Genomic DNA, 17,708 nt, shown 5'->3' with positions numbered 1-17,708 from the left:
GCCACCTAGATCATTAATTTTGTCAGGATAATGTAGGCATCCGCGAATTTATTCATTTTTTTTTGAGATTTTTTGCATGTCTAATCAACCTGATGGTTTACAATTTTCCTCTAACACGTCCTCTAAACCCAGCAGTTCAAAATCAGGCCAACGCATCGTCAGTGCGGCATTACAACAGATTCAGCCAGAATACGCTGATGCAGTTATCAATGAAAAGAATTGGCGAAAATCCTATCCGATTCATTTTAAACGGTTGGTAGAATGTGGGCTCTCATCACCTGAAGCTGCGCTGCGCATCGCTCAAGATGGACTTCAACAAGCTTATGAAGAATTTAGTTTTCAACGTGATCAACATACACATGCATTGAATGAAGTGATGAATCTTAAATCAAAAGATTTAAATACCTACACACTTCAAGGAAACTCTAATGCTGAGCCGCAATGGTTTGTACCTTATCAGGGTAAAAATTTAGAAGGTCAAGCCCTACTCGACCAAATTCAACTTTGGTTAGACCGAGGTATTATAGAAGCATCACATGCACAGGCACTACAAGCGTGTGTGCAGCATCCAGAGTGGTTTGACCTTTCGGATCGAACAATGGTGCTGTTTGGTGCAGCTTCTGAAGCAGGACCTTTACCTTGGCTGGCGAAATGGAAAGCCAATATCGTGGCGCTTGATTTAAATCATGAGCGAGTATGGACAAAGATTTTGAATACTGTTCTGCAAGGCAATGCGACCTTATACGCTCCAAGTGTCGAATCAATAGATTCATCTGCATCTATACGTGAAGCTGCAGAGCGTTTAGGCGTTAACTTATTAACAGATACCCCTGAGATTGCACATTGGCTCACCCAGTTTGATCGAGACTTAGATCTTGCCGCGATTGCGTATTTAGATGGCGAAAAGCACGTTCGTGTTTCTATGGCGATGGATGCCATTATGCAACATGTCAGCCAACAAAAATCCAATACCAGTTTAATGTATATGTGTACGCCCACTGACGTCTACGCTGTACCACAGGAAGTTATTCAAGGTGGATTAGATAAGTTTAAATCACGCTCTAAACTTGAAAATATTCTGTCCAAGAGTATTTCGACTGTCTCTCGTGATTATTTTTTCAAACAAAATGAAGAACGCTTATTCCAATGTCATGATAAACAGTATGGGATCTGCGACTGTCTTGTGGTTGAACAAGGTCCAAATTATGCGTTGGCGAAAAGGATTCAACAATGGCGCGCTACGTTAGCACGGTCACAAGGTCAACGTGTCAGCATTAATATTGCTCCATCGACCACTACACATTCGGTAACCAAAAACCCATTATTAAAAGCTGCTTTCAATGGTGCCAATTTGTTTGATGTTGAAGCATTTGAACCGGCGACGACCAATGCGATTATGGCTGCGTTGTGGATTCATGATTTGAGAAACCCACAGTCGGTTGCCAATCCTGACATCGCCCTCAATCATCCATTAGACTTAATCATGCATGGTGCTAATCATGGTGGATTATGGCGTGTAGCATATCTCGCACGCACCGCCCTACCATTTGCCGCATTATATGGTTTTGCTGAGGAAAAACTCCCCTTGAAAAAACTTTGGTCTAAATTCCAAAAATAAGCGTCATAAACAATTGATCATAAAAAAAGCGCTGATTGTTCAGCGCTTTTTTAGTCTTTAAGTATTGAATTCAATCAGGTGAACTGAAGGAACAACCAGAATAAACCACCTGATAAACAGATTGTTGCTGGCAGTGTGAAAATCCACGCTGATAAAATTGTGCGAACCATTTGGAAGTTTAAGCCCGACTTATTCGCAACCATCGTACCTGCTACAGCAGAGTTTAAAACATGTGTTGTTGACACTGGCATACCAAAGCCATCAGCAGCAGCAATCGTTGACATTGCAACTAACTCTGCAGACATCCCCTGACCATAAGTCATGTGTTGTTTACCAATACGCTCACCAACGGTAACAACAATACGTTTCCAGCCTACCATCGTCCCTAGACCTAATGCCAATGCAGTCGCAACTTTCACCCATGTTGGAATGTATTGAAGGAATGAATCTAAGTTATCACGGTAGTTGTCCACTGTTTTTTCTTGCGCTTCAGTCATGGCAGGTAAAGCTTCTGCTTTATCTAAACGCTTGAATGCAGTCGTGCTGAGGTACATATCATTACGGAATTCAGCCACTTGATCTTCAGGAACATCTTTAATGGATGTGTAGCTTCCTACTTTTTCACCTAAATGATCCGTTAAACTTGCCAAAGCTGGCACAACTTCAGGCGTGATTTCTTTGGTTTGGATATATGACGTGATAATTTCACGCGCTTTTTCATCTGGAATATCTTGGTGATTTGGATAAATCAAATCAGCAGTTTGAGCAGATAACTGACCAAACGTTTGGATATGTTGTTGATCTAGACTCTTGTTTAAAGAGTATGCCAATGGCACGATCCCGATCAGAATCAACATAATCAGACCCATACCTTTTTGACCATCATTTGAGCCGTGTGCAAAACTTACACCGGTACACGTGAAAATCAAAATGGCACGAATAAGTGGCGGCGGCGGTTTATTCCCTTCTGGTGGTTGGAATAATTCCACTTGTTTCTTAAAGATTTTTTTAACCAATAAGAACAATACAGCCGCAAATGCAAAACCGATTAATGGTGAGAATAAAAGTGCTTTACCCACTTTCATCACCTGTTCCATGTCTACACCTGACGCACCATTACCTGCGTTTAAGATGTAGTTCATGATGCCCACACCTAAAATCGAACCGATCAGTGTATGAGAGCTAGAAGCAGGGATACCGAGGAACCAAGTTCCTAAGTTCCATACGATTGCGGCAATCAACATGGCAAAGACCATGGCAAAACCAGCACCTGAACCGACGTTCATAATCAATTCAACAGGCAATAGCGCGATAATACCGTAGGCAACTGCACCACTTGCGACCATTACGCCAAGGAAGTTACAGAAGCCTGCCCACATTACAGCGACAGGTGCAGATAAAGCGTTGGTATAAATGACCGTTGCCACAGCATTGGCCGTGTCATGGAAACCGTTAACGAACTCGAAACCCAATGCGATAAACAATGCCGTGGCCAACATGATCACAGCATAAAGATTTAAAGCAGGCACATGAGATAAATCAGCAGCCAACTGAAAACCAATGTAAATCAAGGTTGAAACAATCAGTGTAAGGAACACTGGCATAAAGAATTTCGGCGTTGGCACGTGAACATTCGTCGACTGCATAGGCGTTGACGATTGTGCTGAATCTGAAACTGGAGTTTGATTAGAATTCATGCAAGCAGAGAAAGAGGATAAATATCCCCTCTATTGTTCAATTTAATTATTACAATTATATGACAAAGAGCTGTCATATAAGTCATCCAAACGACACTTATTTAAGAAAATTAAACTTTAAAAGCAACCAATATTCAAAATTTAACAATAATAATCAGATAGTTAATACAAAACCCTCGTCTTTAATCTTTATTTCAATCGGTAATTAAATAGATGAAATAAAGATGACATCACTGTCACATTTGTTACAACGGCAGTTATTATTACATTAGATTATGACAACATGATGAAATATAGACAGTTACAGTTTTGATAGGTTGATCATCGTAGTCGATGGATGAAATTCATCCTTAATTTTTTGGGAATAGGTTCATAAATTTTTATTTATCAGAAAAGTGGACGTAACTCTGCTAAAATATTGCACCATTATTTGTGCAGATTTTTGTGAGAGTCATTTGATGTCTACCCTCGCCACCTTAAAAGCGCTTCTTGCCAAACGTATCCTGATTATTGATGGTGCAATGGGTACCATGATCCAACGCCACAAATTGGAAGAAGCTGATTACCGTGGTGAACGTTTTGAGGATTGGGCCTACGACCTTAAGGGTAATAACGACTTATTGGTTCTAACTCAGCCACAGATTATTCAAGGCATTCATGAAGCTTATCTTGAAGCTGGTGCAGATATTATTGAAACTAACTCGTTCAATGGAACACGTGTTTCAATGTCTGACTACCATATGGAAGATTTGGTTCCTGAGATTAACCGTGAAGCAGCTCGAATTGCCAAAGAAGCATGTAAAAAATACTCAACACCTGAAAAGCCACGTTTTGTCGCGGGCGTATTAGGACCAACGTCACGTACCACTTCAATTTCACCAAATGTAAATGATCCGGCATTCCGTAACATCACCTTTGATGAGTTAAAAGTTAACTACATTGAAGCGACTAAGGCATTGATTGAAGGTGGTGCAGATATCATCTTGATTGAAACGGTCTTCGATACCCTAAATGCCAAAGCTGCGATCTTTGCAGTGAAAGAAGTGTTTAAAGAAATTGGTTACGAACTGCCAATTATGATTTCGGGCACCATTACCGATGCATCTGGCCGTACACTCACAGGTCAAACCGCAGAAGCATTCTGGAACTCAATGCGCCATGCAGAGCCTTTATCGATTGGCTTTAACTGTGCACTGGGTGCAGATGCGATGCGTCCACACGTCAAAACCGTGTCTGACGTTGCGGATACTTTTGTTTCAGCGCATCCAAACGCAGGCTTACCAAATGCCTTCGGTGGTTATGATGAAACTCCTGAAGAAACTGCAGCATTTATTAAAGAATTTGCTGAAAGTGGCTTAATTAACATTACGGGTGGTTGTTGTGGTACGACGCCGGATCATATTCGTGCGATTGCGCAAGCGGTTGAAGGTATTGCACCGCGTCAAATCCCTGAAATTGAACCTGCATGTCGTTTAAGTGGTTTAGAGCCATTCAACATCACCAAAGATTCATTGTTTGTGAACGTCGGTGAACGTACCAACGTGACAGGTTCTAAAAAATTCTTACGCCTGATTAAAGAAGGTAACTTCACTGAAGCTTTAGATGTGGCACGTCAACAAGTTGAAGCCGGTGCGCAAATCATCGACATCAACATGGATGAAGGTATGCTCGATTCGCAAGAAGCGATGGTGCATTTCCTGAATCTGATCGCGTCTGAGCCTGATATTTCACGTGTGCCAATCATGCTGGATTCTTCTAAATGGGAGATCATTGAAGCAGGTTTGAAATGCGTCCAAGGTAAAGCGGTTGTAAACTCAATTTCCTTAAAAGAAGGTTATGACGAGTTTGTAGAACGTGCTCGCCTATGCCGTCAATACGGTGCGGCAGTGATTGTCATGGCGTTTGATGAAAACGGTCAGGCGGATACTGCTGAACGTAAAAAAGAAATCTGTAAGCGCTCTTATGATGTCTTAGTCAACGAAGTGGGTTTCCCATCTGAAGATATTATTTTTGACCCGAACGTGTTTGCGGTCGCAACAGGTATTGAAGAACACAACAACTACGGTGTGGACTTCATTGAAGCAACCGGTTGGATTAAACAAAACCTTCCAAACGCGATGGTGTCAGGCGGGATCTCAAACGTATCGTTCTCATTCCGTGGTAACGAACCTGTTCGTGAAGCGATCCATGCGGTGTTCTTATATCACGGCATTCAACAAGGTTTAACCATGGGGATCGTCAACGCAGGTCAGCTTGCGATTTATGATGACATTGATGCCGAATTAAAAGAAGCGGTTGAAGATGTGGTGTTAAACCGCAACCAAGGTGCAAGCGGTCAAGAAGCAACAGAAAAACTCCTTGCAGTGGCTGAAAAATACCGTGGTCAAGCAGGCGCGCAAAAAGCTGAAGAAAACCTTGAATGGCGTAATGAACCTGTTGAAAAACGTCTTGAATACGCGCTTGTAAAAGGTATTACGACTTATATTGATGAAGATACCGAAGAAGCACGTTTAAAATCAGCTCGTCCACTTGATGTGATCGAAGGTCCACTCATGGCAGGGATGAACGTGGTTGGCGACTTGTTCGGTGCCGGCAAAATGTTCCTACCTCAGGTGGTGAAATCTGCACGTGTGATGAAACAAGCCGTGGCTTGGTTGAACCCATTTATTGAAGCAGAAAAAACCCAAGGTGAAGCCAAAGGTAAAATCTTGCTTGCTACTGTTAAAGGCGACGTACACGACATCGGTAAAAACATCGTGGGTGTGGTACTTGGCTGTAACGGTTATGACATCGTTGACCTTGGCGTGATGGTACCTTGTGAGAAAATCTTACAAACTGCGATTGATGAAAAAGTTGACATCATCGGTTTATCAGGTTTGATCACACCGTCATTGGATGAAATGGTATTTGTTGCCAAAGAAATGCAACGTAAAGGTTTTAACATTCCACTCATGATTGGTGGTGCGACCACGTCTAAAGCACATACCGCTGTGAAGATTGCACCGCAATATCACAATGATGGTGTGTACTACACTGCCGATGCATCTCGTGCAGTCGGTGTTGCAACACAACTTTTATCTGCTGATATGAAGCCACAATTGGCAGCGGATTATGCGGCGGATTATGAAAAAATCCGTACGCGTCTTGCCAACAAACAACCGAAAGCAGCAAAACTTTCTTATGCTGAATCGGTTGAAAATGGCTTCAAAATTGACTTTGAAAAGCATGCGCCAGTAAAACCAAACTTCATTGGTTCTGAAACTTTCACCAACTATCCATTAGAAACTTTGGTTGAGTATTTTGACTGGACACCATTCTTTATTTCTTGGAGTTTGGCGGGTAAATTCCCGAAAATCCTTGAAGATGAAGTCGTCGGTGAAGCCGCACGTGATTTGTTTGAACAAGCACAAGCAATGCTCAAAGACATTATCGAAAATAAACGTTTCGATGCGCGCGCTACTTTTAGTCTTTACCCTGCCAACCGTGTTGCAGCGGATACTGTTGCGGTAACGGATGAAAATGGCAATGTGACGCATACCTTTGAGCATATTCGTCAGCAGTCTGACAAAGTCACAGGTAAAGCGAATTTCTCACTGGCTGACTTTGTAGCGCCGAAAGACGTGGCGCAAGATTATTTGGGTGGTTTCACTGTATCGATCTTTGGTGCGGAAGAACTTTCGCAAGAATACAAAGCCAAAGGTGATGACTATAACGCGATTATGGTTCAAGCCTTGGGTGACCGTTTTGCAGAAGCATTTGCTGAACACTTGCACCAACGTATTCGTAAAGAGTTCTGGGGCTACCAAGCGGATGAACAGCTTTCAAATGAAGAGTTGATCAAAGAGAAGTATGTGGGTATTCGTCCTGCACCGGGCTACCCTGCTTGTCCTGAACATTCTGAAAAAGCGCCGCTGTTTGATTGGTTAGGTACGACTGATAAGATCGGAACTTACTTAACCAGTAGCTTTGCAATGTGGCCACCTTCATCAGTCAGCGGTTTCTACTACGCCAACCCTGAAACAGAATACTTTAACGTGGGTAAAATCTCTGGCGATCAGTTGGAAGATTATGCGAAGCGTAAAGGTTGGACCTTGGATGAGGCAAAACGTTGGTTAGCGCCGAATTTGGATGATTCGATTGTTTAATTGATGCGAGAATCCTCTTTACGAAGCAATGCTTCTCACCTCCTTTAATAAAGGAGGGAACTAAAAATCCCCTTGTATAAGGGGATTTTTTATACTTAAATTCATAGTTTTATGATAGATAGGATAATCAAGCGAATGGAACTTTCAAAAGTTGAAAGACTCAGTTTAATCCATCAATATTTAATATTAGAAAAACTCTATCCAGAATTACAACAACACTATGCCGAACTAAGAGAAGCATTAGAAGATGGTTATAGTTTACATTACTCGTGGTGTTTCGAATATTTGAGCCAAGATATGCCTAAAGAGGAATGTCAGAAAGTTTTAGATATATTAGATATGTATAGAGCTATAACTTTCAGTTCCGAAAAAATAGATTCTCCTAAAATTTCTGCTCATTACAATCTAACTTTCAGAGGTTTCGATGGAAATGAAGAAGGTCAATATATGAGATACACGAATTTTTTTATAAAAAAATTAGGGCGTTTTGATGAGCTTTTATATGGTAATCCCAATCATTCATTTAACTCACATAGTAAAATGCTTGGTAGATATCTAAAAATGTTGACTGTATGGAGGGATGAAATGCATAAAAGCTATGAGTTAACTGAAGAACAAATATTAAAGATTCTTGAAGCATAAAATTATGGAATTAGATACTGGCTTGACGATAATTTCTCTCATTTGTACGATTTTTACTGTTATTTCCACTTTGAAAGCTAAAAAATATTTCACTACTGTTAAAACATATTTTCAGATAGTAAAAAAGCAAGAAATACATAGTTGCTTGAGAATAGCTGTTGGAGACATGCAAAAGTTTGGCTCAGGCTGTACTGAGTCAAGCATAAAGGGGTTAACAGCCAAATCACACTCCAATACTTGTAAAAAAGTACAAGATTTGGTCTCAGCGTTACGCCGTAATAAAAGTTCTCTCAACATTAAATATCTTAAAATAGATGAAGTTATTGAAGAGTTGGATAGTTTATTGATTCAGTTTTCAAAGGCTACTGTTATAGACACAGCCGCTTTAATGTCCAAAGGCAAACCTTTGTACGATAAACTCAATGAATTAGAAAATCACTTTGATCCTTCAACATCTATTCCATCTCCATAAAATAATTTAATCCCTCCTAACCTCCCTTTAAAAAGGGAGGAACACACGAATCCACAACCGGAATCAAATTCGCACAAAGCCCCTCTTTTCCAAAGAGGGATTTTAGGAGATTCTTTAGAAATTTCTTTTAAACAAAACTGATAAACTACTTCCACTACACCATCAATCAACACCACTACCTGCCCATTATCAAATCTCAGCACTTTAAGCCCAAGTTGAGCCAAAGCTTCATCCCGAATCCGATCTGCTTCTAAACCATCTTCCGTAAAATGCTGACTACCATCACACTCAATAACCAAATTCACAGCAGGACAGTAAAAATCTACGATGTAATTTAAAATTGGCTTTTGCCGATAAAACGGCAAACCCAATATTTGCTTATTATTAAGCAATTAAAACTTCAAAAAATTTTTTCATATAAATTTCCAAATCGGTCTAGATGCTCATAAATAGTTTCTCGACTTGAGGCACTCCTCCATTGTCTTAAATATTGTTTATGATAATGATACTCATGAACCTCCGTACCAAAATCAAAAGATCCATAATCATATTTCACCCTCAAAAGAAACTTTTCACCACTGAATACCAGAATAATGATCTCATTGTTTTGACCTATTTCGATCACTAAGTTGAAATCAACATGAAATCTTTTCCCATTAAATTCCCTAATAATAATTTCTTTGTTTCGAGCTATCTCGATCGTTAAATTCAAATCGATATATTGCTGAGCTAAAACATCAAATAGTTCTTTACTAAAATGATCCTCAGAATGCATAATTTTTTCTCTAAATCATTATCTGTATCTATAAAATATGAGTGTAGGCTGTAAAAAATTTATAGTTCAAATATCTTTCATTTACATACTTCAAATACCATTACATCTTATAATACGAAATTAATATTCTCCCAAATTAATATATCCTGGTGTTTCAATGAAAAAACTCATCAACCACCCTGAAAACTTGGTTGTCGACATGTGCAAAGGCTTTGTCTTGGCACACCCAGAACTTGCATTCACTGAATCACACAAAATCATTTCAAGAAAAGAAAAACATAACAATGTTGCTCTCATCAGTGGTGGTGGTAGCGGGCACGAACCTGCACATGCGGGCTTTGTCGGTAAAGGCATGTTAGACGCTGCGGTATGTGGCGATGTCTTTGCATCGCCTTCACAAATTCAGGTCTATAAAGCACTGCAACACGTCGCAACCGACAAAGGCGTGTTGATGATCATCAAAAACTATTCTGGCGATATGATGAATTTCCAGAATGGTGCAGCCTTAGCCGCTGAAGACGGAATTCAAGTCGACTTTGTGAAAGTTGCAGATGACATTGCGGTTAAAGATAGTTTATATACCGTCGGTCGTCGTGGTGTCGCAGGCACAATCTTTGTCCATAAAATTGCAGGCGCAGCAGCATCAAAAGGCTTAGAGCTGAGTGAAGTTAAAGCGGTGGCACAGAAAGCGGCTGACAATGTCATCAGTTTAGGTTTTGCCTATAGCTCATGTACTGTTCCCGCCAAAGGTACACCAACTTTTACCCTTGCCGATGATGAAATGGAATACGGCGTCGGTATTCATGGTGAACCAGGCATCCGTCGTGAAAAAATCTTGCCAGCAAAAGAACTGGCACAACGTATGGTCGATGACCTGTTTTTAGATCGTCCAGACATGAAAGAAGTTGCAGTATTGATCAATGGCTTTGGTTCTACCCCAATGCAAGAACTGTATCTGTTTAACCATGATGTATGCGCACAACTTGCACATAAGGGCATTAAAATTTACCGTACCTTTGTCGGCAACTACATGACCAGTATCGACATGAATGGTGCATCCATTTCATTACTTGAATTGGATGATGAACTCAAAACATACTTAGATGCAGAAGCTAACACCCCTGCCTTTAAACTTGATGGTTCACCTGCTTTAGCCATTGAGTTTGCGATAAAAGATACGGCTACCCAACATCAAGGCAATAGCGAAGTTGAAACTGCAGCAGAACATGCTGAAATTCAAAATGAGCAATTCACCATTGAAAACATGCGCTATGTGGTCGATGTCATGGCTGCCTGTATTATTAAAAATGAAGTGCCATTTTGTGAGTTAGACGCACACGCAGGCGATGGTGACTTCGGCATGAGTGTGGCTAAAGGCTTTAAACAACTCAAGAAAGAATGGCAAAGCTTGATCCAAGCACAGCAGATGGATGAATTCTTACTCAATAGCTCCATGATCATCATGGAACATTGTGGCGGTGCATCAGGTCCCATCTGGGGTTCTGCATTTCGTGCCGCAAGTAAAGCCATTCAAGGTAAAACCACGTTAAGCGTGGCAGATTTTGCCGATATGCTGCAAGCCTCAGTAAAAGGTATTCAAACCACAGGTGAACGTTCATTTGGACGTGGCGCGGTAGTGGGAGATAAAACTCTCATTGATGCGCTCGTGCCATGCGCAGATTCATGGTCAGCCAACACCGACAAAAGCTTTAAGGAAAACTTTATCTTAGGTGCTCAAGCTGCTGTTCAAGGCGCAGAATCGACCAAAGAGATTGTTGCACGTATGGGTCGTGCAGGTACTGTCGGGGATCGTAGCTTAGGCTATCCTGATGCAGGTGCATATGGTTTAGGTGTGATTTTTACCGATATTGCTGATCATCTAAAATAACATCTAAACATGACATAAATGATTGATTAGTTATGTAAAAAAGCCCTGATGATTCAGGGCTTTTTTTGCTTTTTATTTTTTAAAACTTGATAATAATGCGCTGGTAATCGCCTGATTATGTGATGCCACACGAGACTTCTTCGCTTTCGCTGACTGGTCAGCTACACGTTGAATTTTGACAGCTTTTAATTTACCTTGATTTTCAACAACCTGAAATTTGACTCGGTCATTGCGTTTTGGCTCACCTTCATCTGCAGGAAAGTCAGAAATGTGGAAAAAAATATCCTCACCTGCACCACCAATAAAACCAAAACCTTTATCGGCATGATAAATTTTAATTTTTCCTTGCTGGACTTCAGACTTCATAACATTCCCAAAAAACGGTATACAATTTTCAATATTATACACGCATCTTAAAGCGCATCATCTTTGCTGATTACTTTAAATAATCATGCAAGTGCTGTTGGACAATGACGCGTTTGTGTCCTTTACTTTGTTGTTCCGATAACAATGATTCCGCATCTAAGACCACCACTATGTGACCATCATCCTGTAGACGTTTCACACCTTCAAATAACATTCGAGCACCGACATCATGGATTAAAGTCAGATGTGTAAGATCAAGCACTACTTTATTTTTACCTACAGGCTCATTCTGTAACTCACGCAAGAACATTTCAGTCTCTGTAAATTGTAAGACACCACGTAGCTCATATACCACCATGCCATCATCATACTCACGGCGACTTTGGATAATGGTTTGTGCTGAAGGGGTTCCCTCCATCAAATGTAATCCCATATCACTTGATAGACGTTCAAAGATTTCCACACCTCGAACACTGTTGCCATGGCTGTCTAATTTAGGCGAAAAAACCGCAATTCCAACCTGACCTGGTAAGACACCAATGATCCCCCCTGCCACACCACTTTTGGCAGGAATACCAACGGTGGTCAACCAATCTCCAGCTGCATCGTACATACCACACGTCATCATGACGCTAAGTACCTGACGACATACCTGACGATCTAAAATACGTTTTCCCGTAACAGGGTCTTTTCCGCCATTCGCCAACACACTGCCCATTCGCGCTAAATCTTTCACGGAGACTTTAATCGCACACTGTTGAATATAACCATGAACAATCAGTTCTGGGTCTTCTTCTAGCACGCCGACGGTACGCAACATATATCCAATCGAAAGATTACGAAATGCTGTTTTGAGTTCAGATTGATAGACTTGCTCATCAAAGGTTAACTCACGCCCACACAGTTCACTCAAGAAACGTCGTAAATGTTCTGCACGAGAAACAGTCTTTTTATGAGGTAATAAAGAATGTGTCGTAATCGCACCCGAGTTAATCATTGGGTTCTTAGGAATCGATCGTTCTTTTTCTAATGAGATTTGATTAAATGCTTCCCCCGAAGGTTCAACACCAACTTTTTCTAATACCTGAGCCAAACCATGTTCTTGAATCGCTAATGCATAAGCAAATGGTTTAGACATTGATTGAATCGTGAACTCAACCTCATCATCCCCTGAAGAATAAATCGTACCATCAATGGTTGAAAGTGCTAAAGCGATACGATTTGGATTGGCAGCTGCCAGTTCTGGAATATAGTCAGCCAATGCTCCTTCGGTATTCGCATGACATTGGTCCAATACATGGGCAAGATAATCAGGTACAGGTGTCTTCATTTTTATTCTCTTGGTGATCAATCGAGACCCAAAATAAGATCTCAAATTTCAAATTCAGCTGTCGATATCGTGTCACATCTGACTTGATTACGACCATTCTGCTTTGCAAGATATAGTGCTTTATCCGCTGCACTATAAATCCTTTGCTTTACTTCGTCTGTGTATAGATGTGGTAAATTTTGTGACATCGCCACGCCAAAGCTTGCGGTCACTTGAATAAAAGTCGCTGGGCTAATCTCAATTTTTTCACTTTCGATCGTTCGACGGCAGCGTTCTGCGATGATTAATGCTTCGTCGATATCACCATCTTTAAGTACTAGAACAAACTCTTCACCACCGAGTCGTCCCACTATATCCTCTTCTCGTGTTTGCTGTTTTAAAATGAGAGCAATACGTTTAAGTACAAGATCACCAACATCATGACCATAATTGTCATTAATCTGCTTGAAGAAATCGAGATCTAAGATGATGAAAGCAAAGCTGCGATTTTGTTGAATTAACTTACTAGTAAACTGATTGATGTAACGACGGTTATAGAGGTTGGTTAACGCATCTTTCTGACTTAGTATTTCAATCTTACGCTCACGTCGTCTCCACTGCGACAAGATCAACTCAAAAAAAACTGCTGAGCACAACAGTATGGGTAAATATAGTACCGCCATACTTTTCAGCCAAAAAGGATTGGCATACAAATTAGATTGATTCAGTGCATCACTAAATAATGGTGCATAAGTCAGTTGACCATTGGCCGTCAGTACTGCCAACCACACGATAATACAAGCAATAATAAAAGAGACGCTATAGATGATGCGCTGTTCATATAACACAAAACCAATTAATACAATATTGACCGTTCCCGCCATCACCGCAGGACTATAAATCCCAACCGTGTATCCTGAAAAAATGACAATCAATCCATAAAATAAGGGGATTAAATAGCCCAAGATTCGGCGAGCAGTAGCATTTTTTCGAAGCACTAAAGCGATCGTCAGAAAACACGTGGTCAAAATCACTTGTAAACATGTGGTCCATGTCCGATGAGGATAATATTCTGGATCTAACCAAATTTGATATTCTGAATGGAAAGTTAGGTAGTACCACAACCAATGACCAATGAGCATCAACAGCCCAAATATAAGTAACAGAATCCCTTTATTAAAGTTGGACCAGTTAATAATAGAACGATCAGATTCTAACAAGACATATTTGATAGCTTGCAATAAACTGCGCTGTTGTTGTACTTCATTCTCTCGAGTCATCATCTAATTGTATTATCGAATATTCATATTTATTTTTATTAAAATTTGGATGTATTCAGCGATCATGTCAATGCGCTTTAAGCATTAAAAAGACTGCTTTATCGTTCAGATCAATTTATGGTATGAATTTGATGATCACTGACCAAAACAAAAGCATTGCTATAAAAAAAACCTAAGCGTATGTTTCTCTATAGTTAGTAGTACCAAAACCGAAATTTAATCATTCAACTAAGCTGGCTGATATAACTGTACCTGATTTCGTCCGCTTTCTTTGGCAATATATAAAGCGTGATCTGCACAATGCGTAATGACGTCTTGATCAGATAACTCATGGGATAGTGCAATACCAAAGCTTGCCGTCACATTTAACGAGGTTCCATCATCCAGCACAATCGGCTGCTGTGCAATTGCGTTACGGCAACGTTCTGCGATATCAACCGCTTGATCACGACTGAGATTGTCCAGAATTAATATAAATTCTTCACCGCCATAACGTCCAACCGTATCACCAATACGAACATGATATTCCAAACGCGTCGCCACCTGTTTCAGGACTTCATCTCCTGCTGCATGACCATATTGATCATTAATTTGTTTGAAATGATCCAAATCCAATAAGATCACAGCATAATCAGCACGATCCTGCTGAAAATGTGATAACACTTCATTGATCTGACGACGGTTATAAACGTTCGTCAGCGCATCAAATTTACTGCTGGTTTCGAATTGTTTTTCACGACTGCGCCATTGGGTGAGTAAAATCTCAAAGAATAAAACACTCATAAGTAAAATGGGCACGTAGAGCTGTACCATGCTCATGACCCAAAAATCATTTTGGTAAACGATACTTTTATTCAACTCATCACTAAACATAGGTGCATAACGAATTCGATCGATATGCGTCAAGTAACACGTTAATAACGTGTATATCGTAATTGGAATTGCAATCCCATAAATAATTTTACGGCTATAAAATACCAACCCGACCAATACAATACTAATGAACCCTGCCATTGTTGCAGGACTATAAATTCCAATCGAATACCCTGAATAAATCATGGTCATTCCAAAGAAACTAGGGGCAAAGTAAGCAATGAAGGTTTGAAACTTAGCGATATGCTGAAACTTGAAACAACTCCAAAACAGGACAAGATAAATCACGGAGGTCACCAACAATTGGGTAACACGTAATTCAAAATAGTCAGGATTTAACCACTGTGCTTTTTCAGGGGTATAAAAAGCCACAATTAACCAGCGAGCGACCTCAAGTTGGCTTAGAATTCCAAAAAAGAGGATAAGCCGTCCCTTTTTAAAATCACTCCAATTGATCAGCATATTTTGAGGATCAAGGATGTACGTATTGGCCATACGATACAATCGCTTAATCATATGTTGAATCTTCCTGATTAACTTCATTCTGTCCTTTTATCTTTTATATTGTCTTTTTAAGCAGCGTGAACTCGCTCTACAAACAAGATCCCATCAAGATGGTCAATTTCGTGTTGAATAATTCGTGCAGGGAATCCTGAAAAAGTCTCAGTAATTTCCTGTCCTTGCATATTACGATAACGGACACGGATTGATGAAGCTCGAGCTACTTCCGCACGTCGATTCTCTACACTTAAACATCCCTCTTCTCCTAAAACAACATGATCAGAACGCTCCAATATTTCAGGATTAATCATGTAAATAGGCTCCATCTCAGGCGCATCGGGATACCGTATATTGGGTTTTGAAGCGACGATAATAATCCTTTTAGAGACATAAACTTGTGGTGCAGCAATACCGACACCATTGCGCTGTTGCATCGTAAAATTTATTGCTTCAACCAGATGCGTTAACCAGCTACTACTAAACTCAAGTTCACTTACCGGCGATGCAACCAATTCAAGGATCACTTCACCTTTTTGAGCAACGGGTAGTATCGTCATAATACGTTCATCTCAATTATGATAAGAATTTGATCTTCATAATTTTTTAAATTTTAAATCAAATATTTGATTAATAGTCAACCAATCTTAAAGCATTTCAAGATGAAGTAAAACTGATTTAAATGACGAATTTGTGACCTGATAATTTTACTGCTCAAGTTTCACTTTTTTGTATGACATCAGCATCCTGAAGTTCGTAGTAGTGTCTAACCTGATTACGACCACGTTTTTTTGCTAGATATAATGCTTGATCTGCATGACGAATCACCGCTTCTTTATTTAAATTAAATTCAGAAATGGCTATACCAAAGCTTGCTGTCACTCTGATCGTCGTACGTTCATCGATATAAAAGAGCTCATTTTCAATTTCTTTGCGACACCGCTCTGCGACCTCCATCGCAGCTCTGAGGTTTTTATTCTGCAACAGCATCACAAACTCTTCACCACCAAATCGCCCGACAATATCTGTATCACGTATATTTTGACGTAGTACATTGGCAACACGCTTTAAGACGTTGTCTCCGATATCATGACCATAGTTATCATTAATACTCTTAAAATGATCAAGATCTAACAGAATGAGAGCAAATTTTCGTTCTTGTAATTGAATTTCATTGAGTTCTAAACCTATTTTTCGACGGTTATAAATCCCCGTAAGCGGGTCCATTTGACTCATTAAATTAATTTGTTTTTCTCGATTTCTCCATTGCGTCAACAAAATCTCAAACAATACAAAAGTCGCAAAAAAAATAGGCACGTAAAAATAAAGTTGTGAATAAACCCAGAATTCATTAAATACCATGACTGAATAATTGAGCTGATCACTAAAGACCGGTGCGTAGGTCATATAACCCAATGCACTACTGACAATTGCAATGAGCATATATACAGTGACTGGTAAAAAAAGCAGATATACAATCTTGCGTTCAAATAAAACCAGACCAACTGTTAAAATACTGATAAATCCCGCAACGGTAGCAGGACTACTGATACCAACCGAATAGCCACCATAAATAAAGCTTACGGAAAATACCAAAATAATAAAGTAAGGTAAATATTGTATCACCCATTCTTTATGACGCCATATGACACAAGGAATAATCAGTAAGAACTGTAATACACAGCACAGCAACATCCGTGATAGGTGAAAATAATAATAATCAGGATTGAGCCAATGATGTAATGCAGGATGATGAAATGAAAATAAATACCATGTAATCCAGGTGATATGTGCAAGCCCGCCCAATACCATGACCAGAATACATTTATTTAAGTTACTCCAATTCATCAACACACTTTGATTCATAAATGAATGAAGTGTATAGGGGCGAAAAATTCGATTGAATAGTCTTAACATAATGAACTAACTCAATTGAAACAGCTCATCAAAATAAACTATATTTTCATTTAACTCTGTAATCATTAAATCTATTTCACCCCTACAAAATATAGTGAATAAAATCACATATTTTTTATTATAATTGCACTTATTATCACAATCTAACCTTAAGATTAGGATTTATCAAGGTTTTTTTACCATTTATTCTATTTTTTTTTAAAGCTTTTTTTGCTTAAATCCAGCTAA

General features: G+C 39.7%; 13 protein-coding genes and 1 pseudogene. 5 read left to right on the top strand and 9 right to left on the bottom strand.

The window, feature by feature from the left end; genetic code table 11:
- Nucleotides 1–76: 76 nt before the first annotated feature.
- Nucleotides 77–1,618 carry a hypothetical protein gene (locus AC1M9H_RS05230; RefSeq protein ID WP_481586531.1) on the top strand — a complete coding sequence of 514 codons (1,542 nt, stop codon included), beginning with the start codon at nt 77–79 and terminating at the stop codon, nt 1,616–1,618.
- A 74-nt stretch (nt 1,619–1,692) separates the two neighbouring features.
- On the opposite strand, the gene AC1M9H_RS05225 is transcribed toward AC1M9H_RS05230, so the two are convergent.
- The gene (locus tag AC1M9H_RS05225; RefSeq protein ID WP_035269616.1) at nt 1,693–3,315 is read right to left on the bottom strand and encodes an inorganic phosphate transporter; all 1,623 of its coding nucleotides are present in this window, start codon (nt 3,313–3,315) and stop codon (nt 1,693–1,695) included.
- A 458-nt stretch (nt 3,316–3,773) separates the two neighbouring features.
- Here AC1M9H_RS05225 and metH point away from each other — a divergent pair, with 458 nt between their 5' ends.
- From metH to AC1M9H_RS05210, 3 genes are all read left to right on the top strand, one after another.
- A complete protein-coding gene (metH, locus tag AC1M9H_RS05220; protein ID WP_481612910.1) occupies nt 3,774–7,460 on the top strand; it encodes a methionine synthase in 3,687 nt (1,228 codons plus the stop codon).
- Between the two features lie 135 nt (nt 7,461–7,595).
- Nucleotides 7,596–8,102 carry a YfbU family protein gene (locus tag AC1M9H_RS05215; protein ID WP_481612909.1) on the top strand — a complete coding sequence of 169 codons (507 nt, stop codon included), beginning with the start codon at nt 7,596–7,598 and terminating at the stop codon, nt 8,100–8,102.
- A 4-nt stretch (nt 8,103–8,106) separates the two neighbouring features.
- Entirely contained in the window at nt 8,107–8,574 is a 468-nt protein-coding gene (locus AC1M9H_RS05210; RefSeq protein WP_481612908.1) for a hypothetical protein, read from the top strand.
- A 131-nt stretch (nt 8,575–8,705) separates the two neighbouring features.
- Here AC1M9H_RS05210 and AC1M9H_RS05205 read toward each other — a convergent pair.
- Both AC1M9H_RS05205 and AC1M9H_RS05200 read right to left on the bottom strand, forming a co-directional pair.
- Nucleotides 8,706–8,963, bottom strand: a pseudogene (locus AC1M9H_RS05205) (endonuclease domain-containing protein); the annotation flags it as partial.
- A gap of 11 nt (nt 8,964–8,974) precedes the next feature.
- Nucleotides 8,975–9,349: a hypothetical protein gene (locus tag AC1M9H_RS05200; protein WP_481612907.1), complete on the bottom strand. Its 375-nt coding sequence runs from the start codon at nt 9,347–9,349 to the stop codon at nt 8,975–8,977.
- A 157-nt stretch (nt 9,350–9,506) separates the two neighbouring features.
- Here AC1M9H_RS05200 and dhaK point away from each other — a divergent pair, with 157 nt between their 5' ends.
- Nucleotides 9,507–11,237 carry a dihydroxyacetone kinase subunit DhaK gene (gene dhaK / locus AC1M9H_RS05195; protein ID WP_481612906.1) on the top strand — a complete coding sequence of 577 codons (1,731 nt, stop codon included), beginning with the start codon at nt 9,507–9,509 and terminating at the stop codon, nt 11,235–11,237.
- A 72-nt stretch (nt 11,238–11,309) separates the two neighbouring features.
- Here the strand turns inward: dhaK and AC1M9H_RS05190 are convergent, their stop codons facing one another.
- The 6 genes from AC1M9H_RS05190 to AC1M9H_RS05165 form a co-directional block, all read right to left on the bottom strand.
- Nucleotides 11,310–11,603, bottom strand: coding sequence for a cold shock domain-containing protein (locus tag AC1M9H_RS05190; protein WP_481586536.1), 294 nt, complete (start codon nt 11,601–11,603; stop codon nt 11,310–11,312).
- Between the two features lie 70 nt (nt 11,604–11,673).
- Entirely contained in the window at nt 11,674–12,933 is a 1,260-nt protein-coding gene (locus tag AC1M9H_RS05185; RefSeq protein ID WP_481612905.1) for a glutaminase, read from the bottom strand.
- A 41-nt stretch (nt 12,934–12,974) separates the two neighbouring features.
- Nucleotides 12,975–14,195, bottom strand: a complete 1,221-nt coding sequence (locus AC1M9H_RS05180) for a GGDEF domain-containing protein (protein WP_481612904.1) — start codon at nt 14,193–14,195, stop codon at nt 12,975–12,977.
- A 225-nt stretch (nt 14,196–14,420) separates the two neighbouring features.
- Nucleotides 14,421–15,581: a GGDEF domain-containing protein gene (locus AC1M9H_RS05175; RefSeq protein WP_171076794.1), complete on the bottom strand. Its 1,161-nt coding sequence runs from the start codon at nt 15,579–15,581 to the stop codon at nt 14,421–14,423.
- 56 nt (nt 15,582–15,637) lie between these two features.
- Nucleotides 15,638–16,126: a peptide deformylase gene (gene def / locus AC1M9H_RS05170; RefSeq protein WP_481612993.1), complete on the bottom strand. Its 489-nt coding sequence runs from the start codon at nt 16,124–16,126 to the stop codon at nt 15,638–15,640.
- Nucleotides 16,127–16,277: 151 nt separating this feature from the next.
- The gene (locus AC1M9H_RS05165) at nt 16,278–17,411 is read right to left on the bottom strand and encodes a GGDEF domain-containing protein (protein WP_481590598.1); all 1,134 of its coding nucleotides are present in this window, start codon (nt 17,409–17,411) and stop codon (nt 16,278–16,280) included.
- Nucleotides 17,412–17,708 lie beyond the last annotated feature (297 nt).

The organism is Acinetobacter sp. ANC_7512 (genome assembly GCF_056779935.1).
The sequence above is the reverse complement of the archived record's forward strand: the minus strand, read 5'-3'. Positions and strand labels throughout refer to the sequence as shown.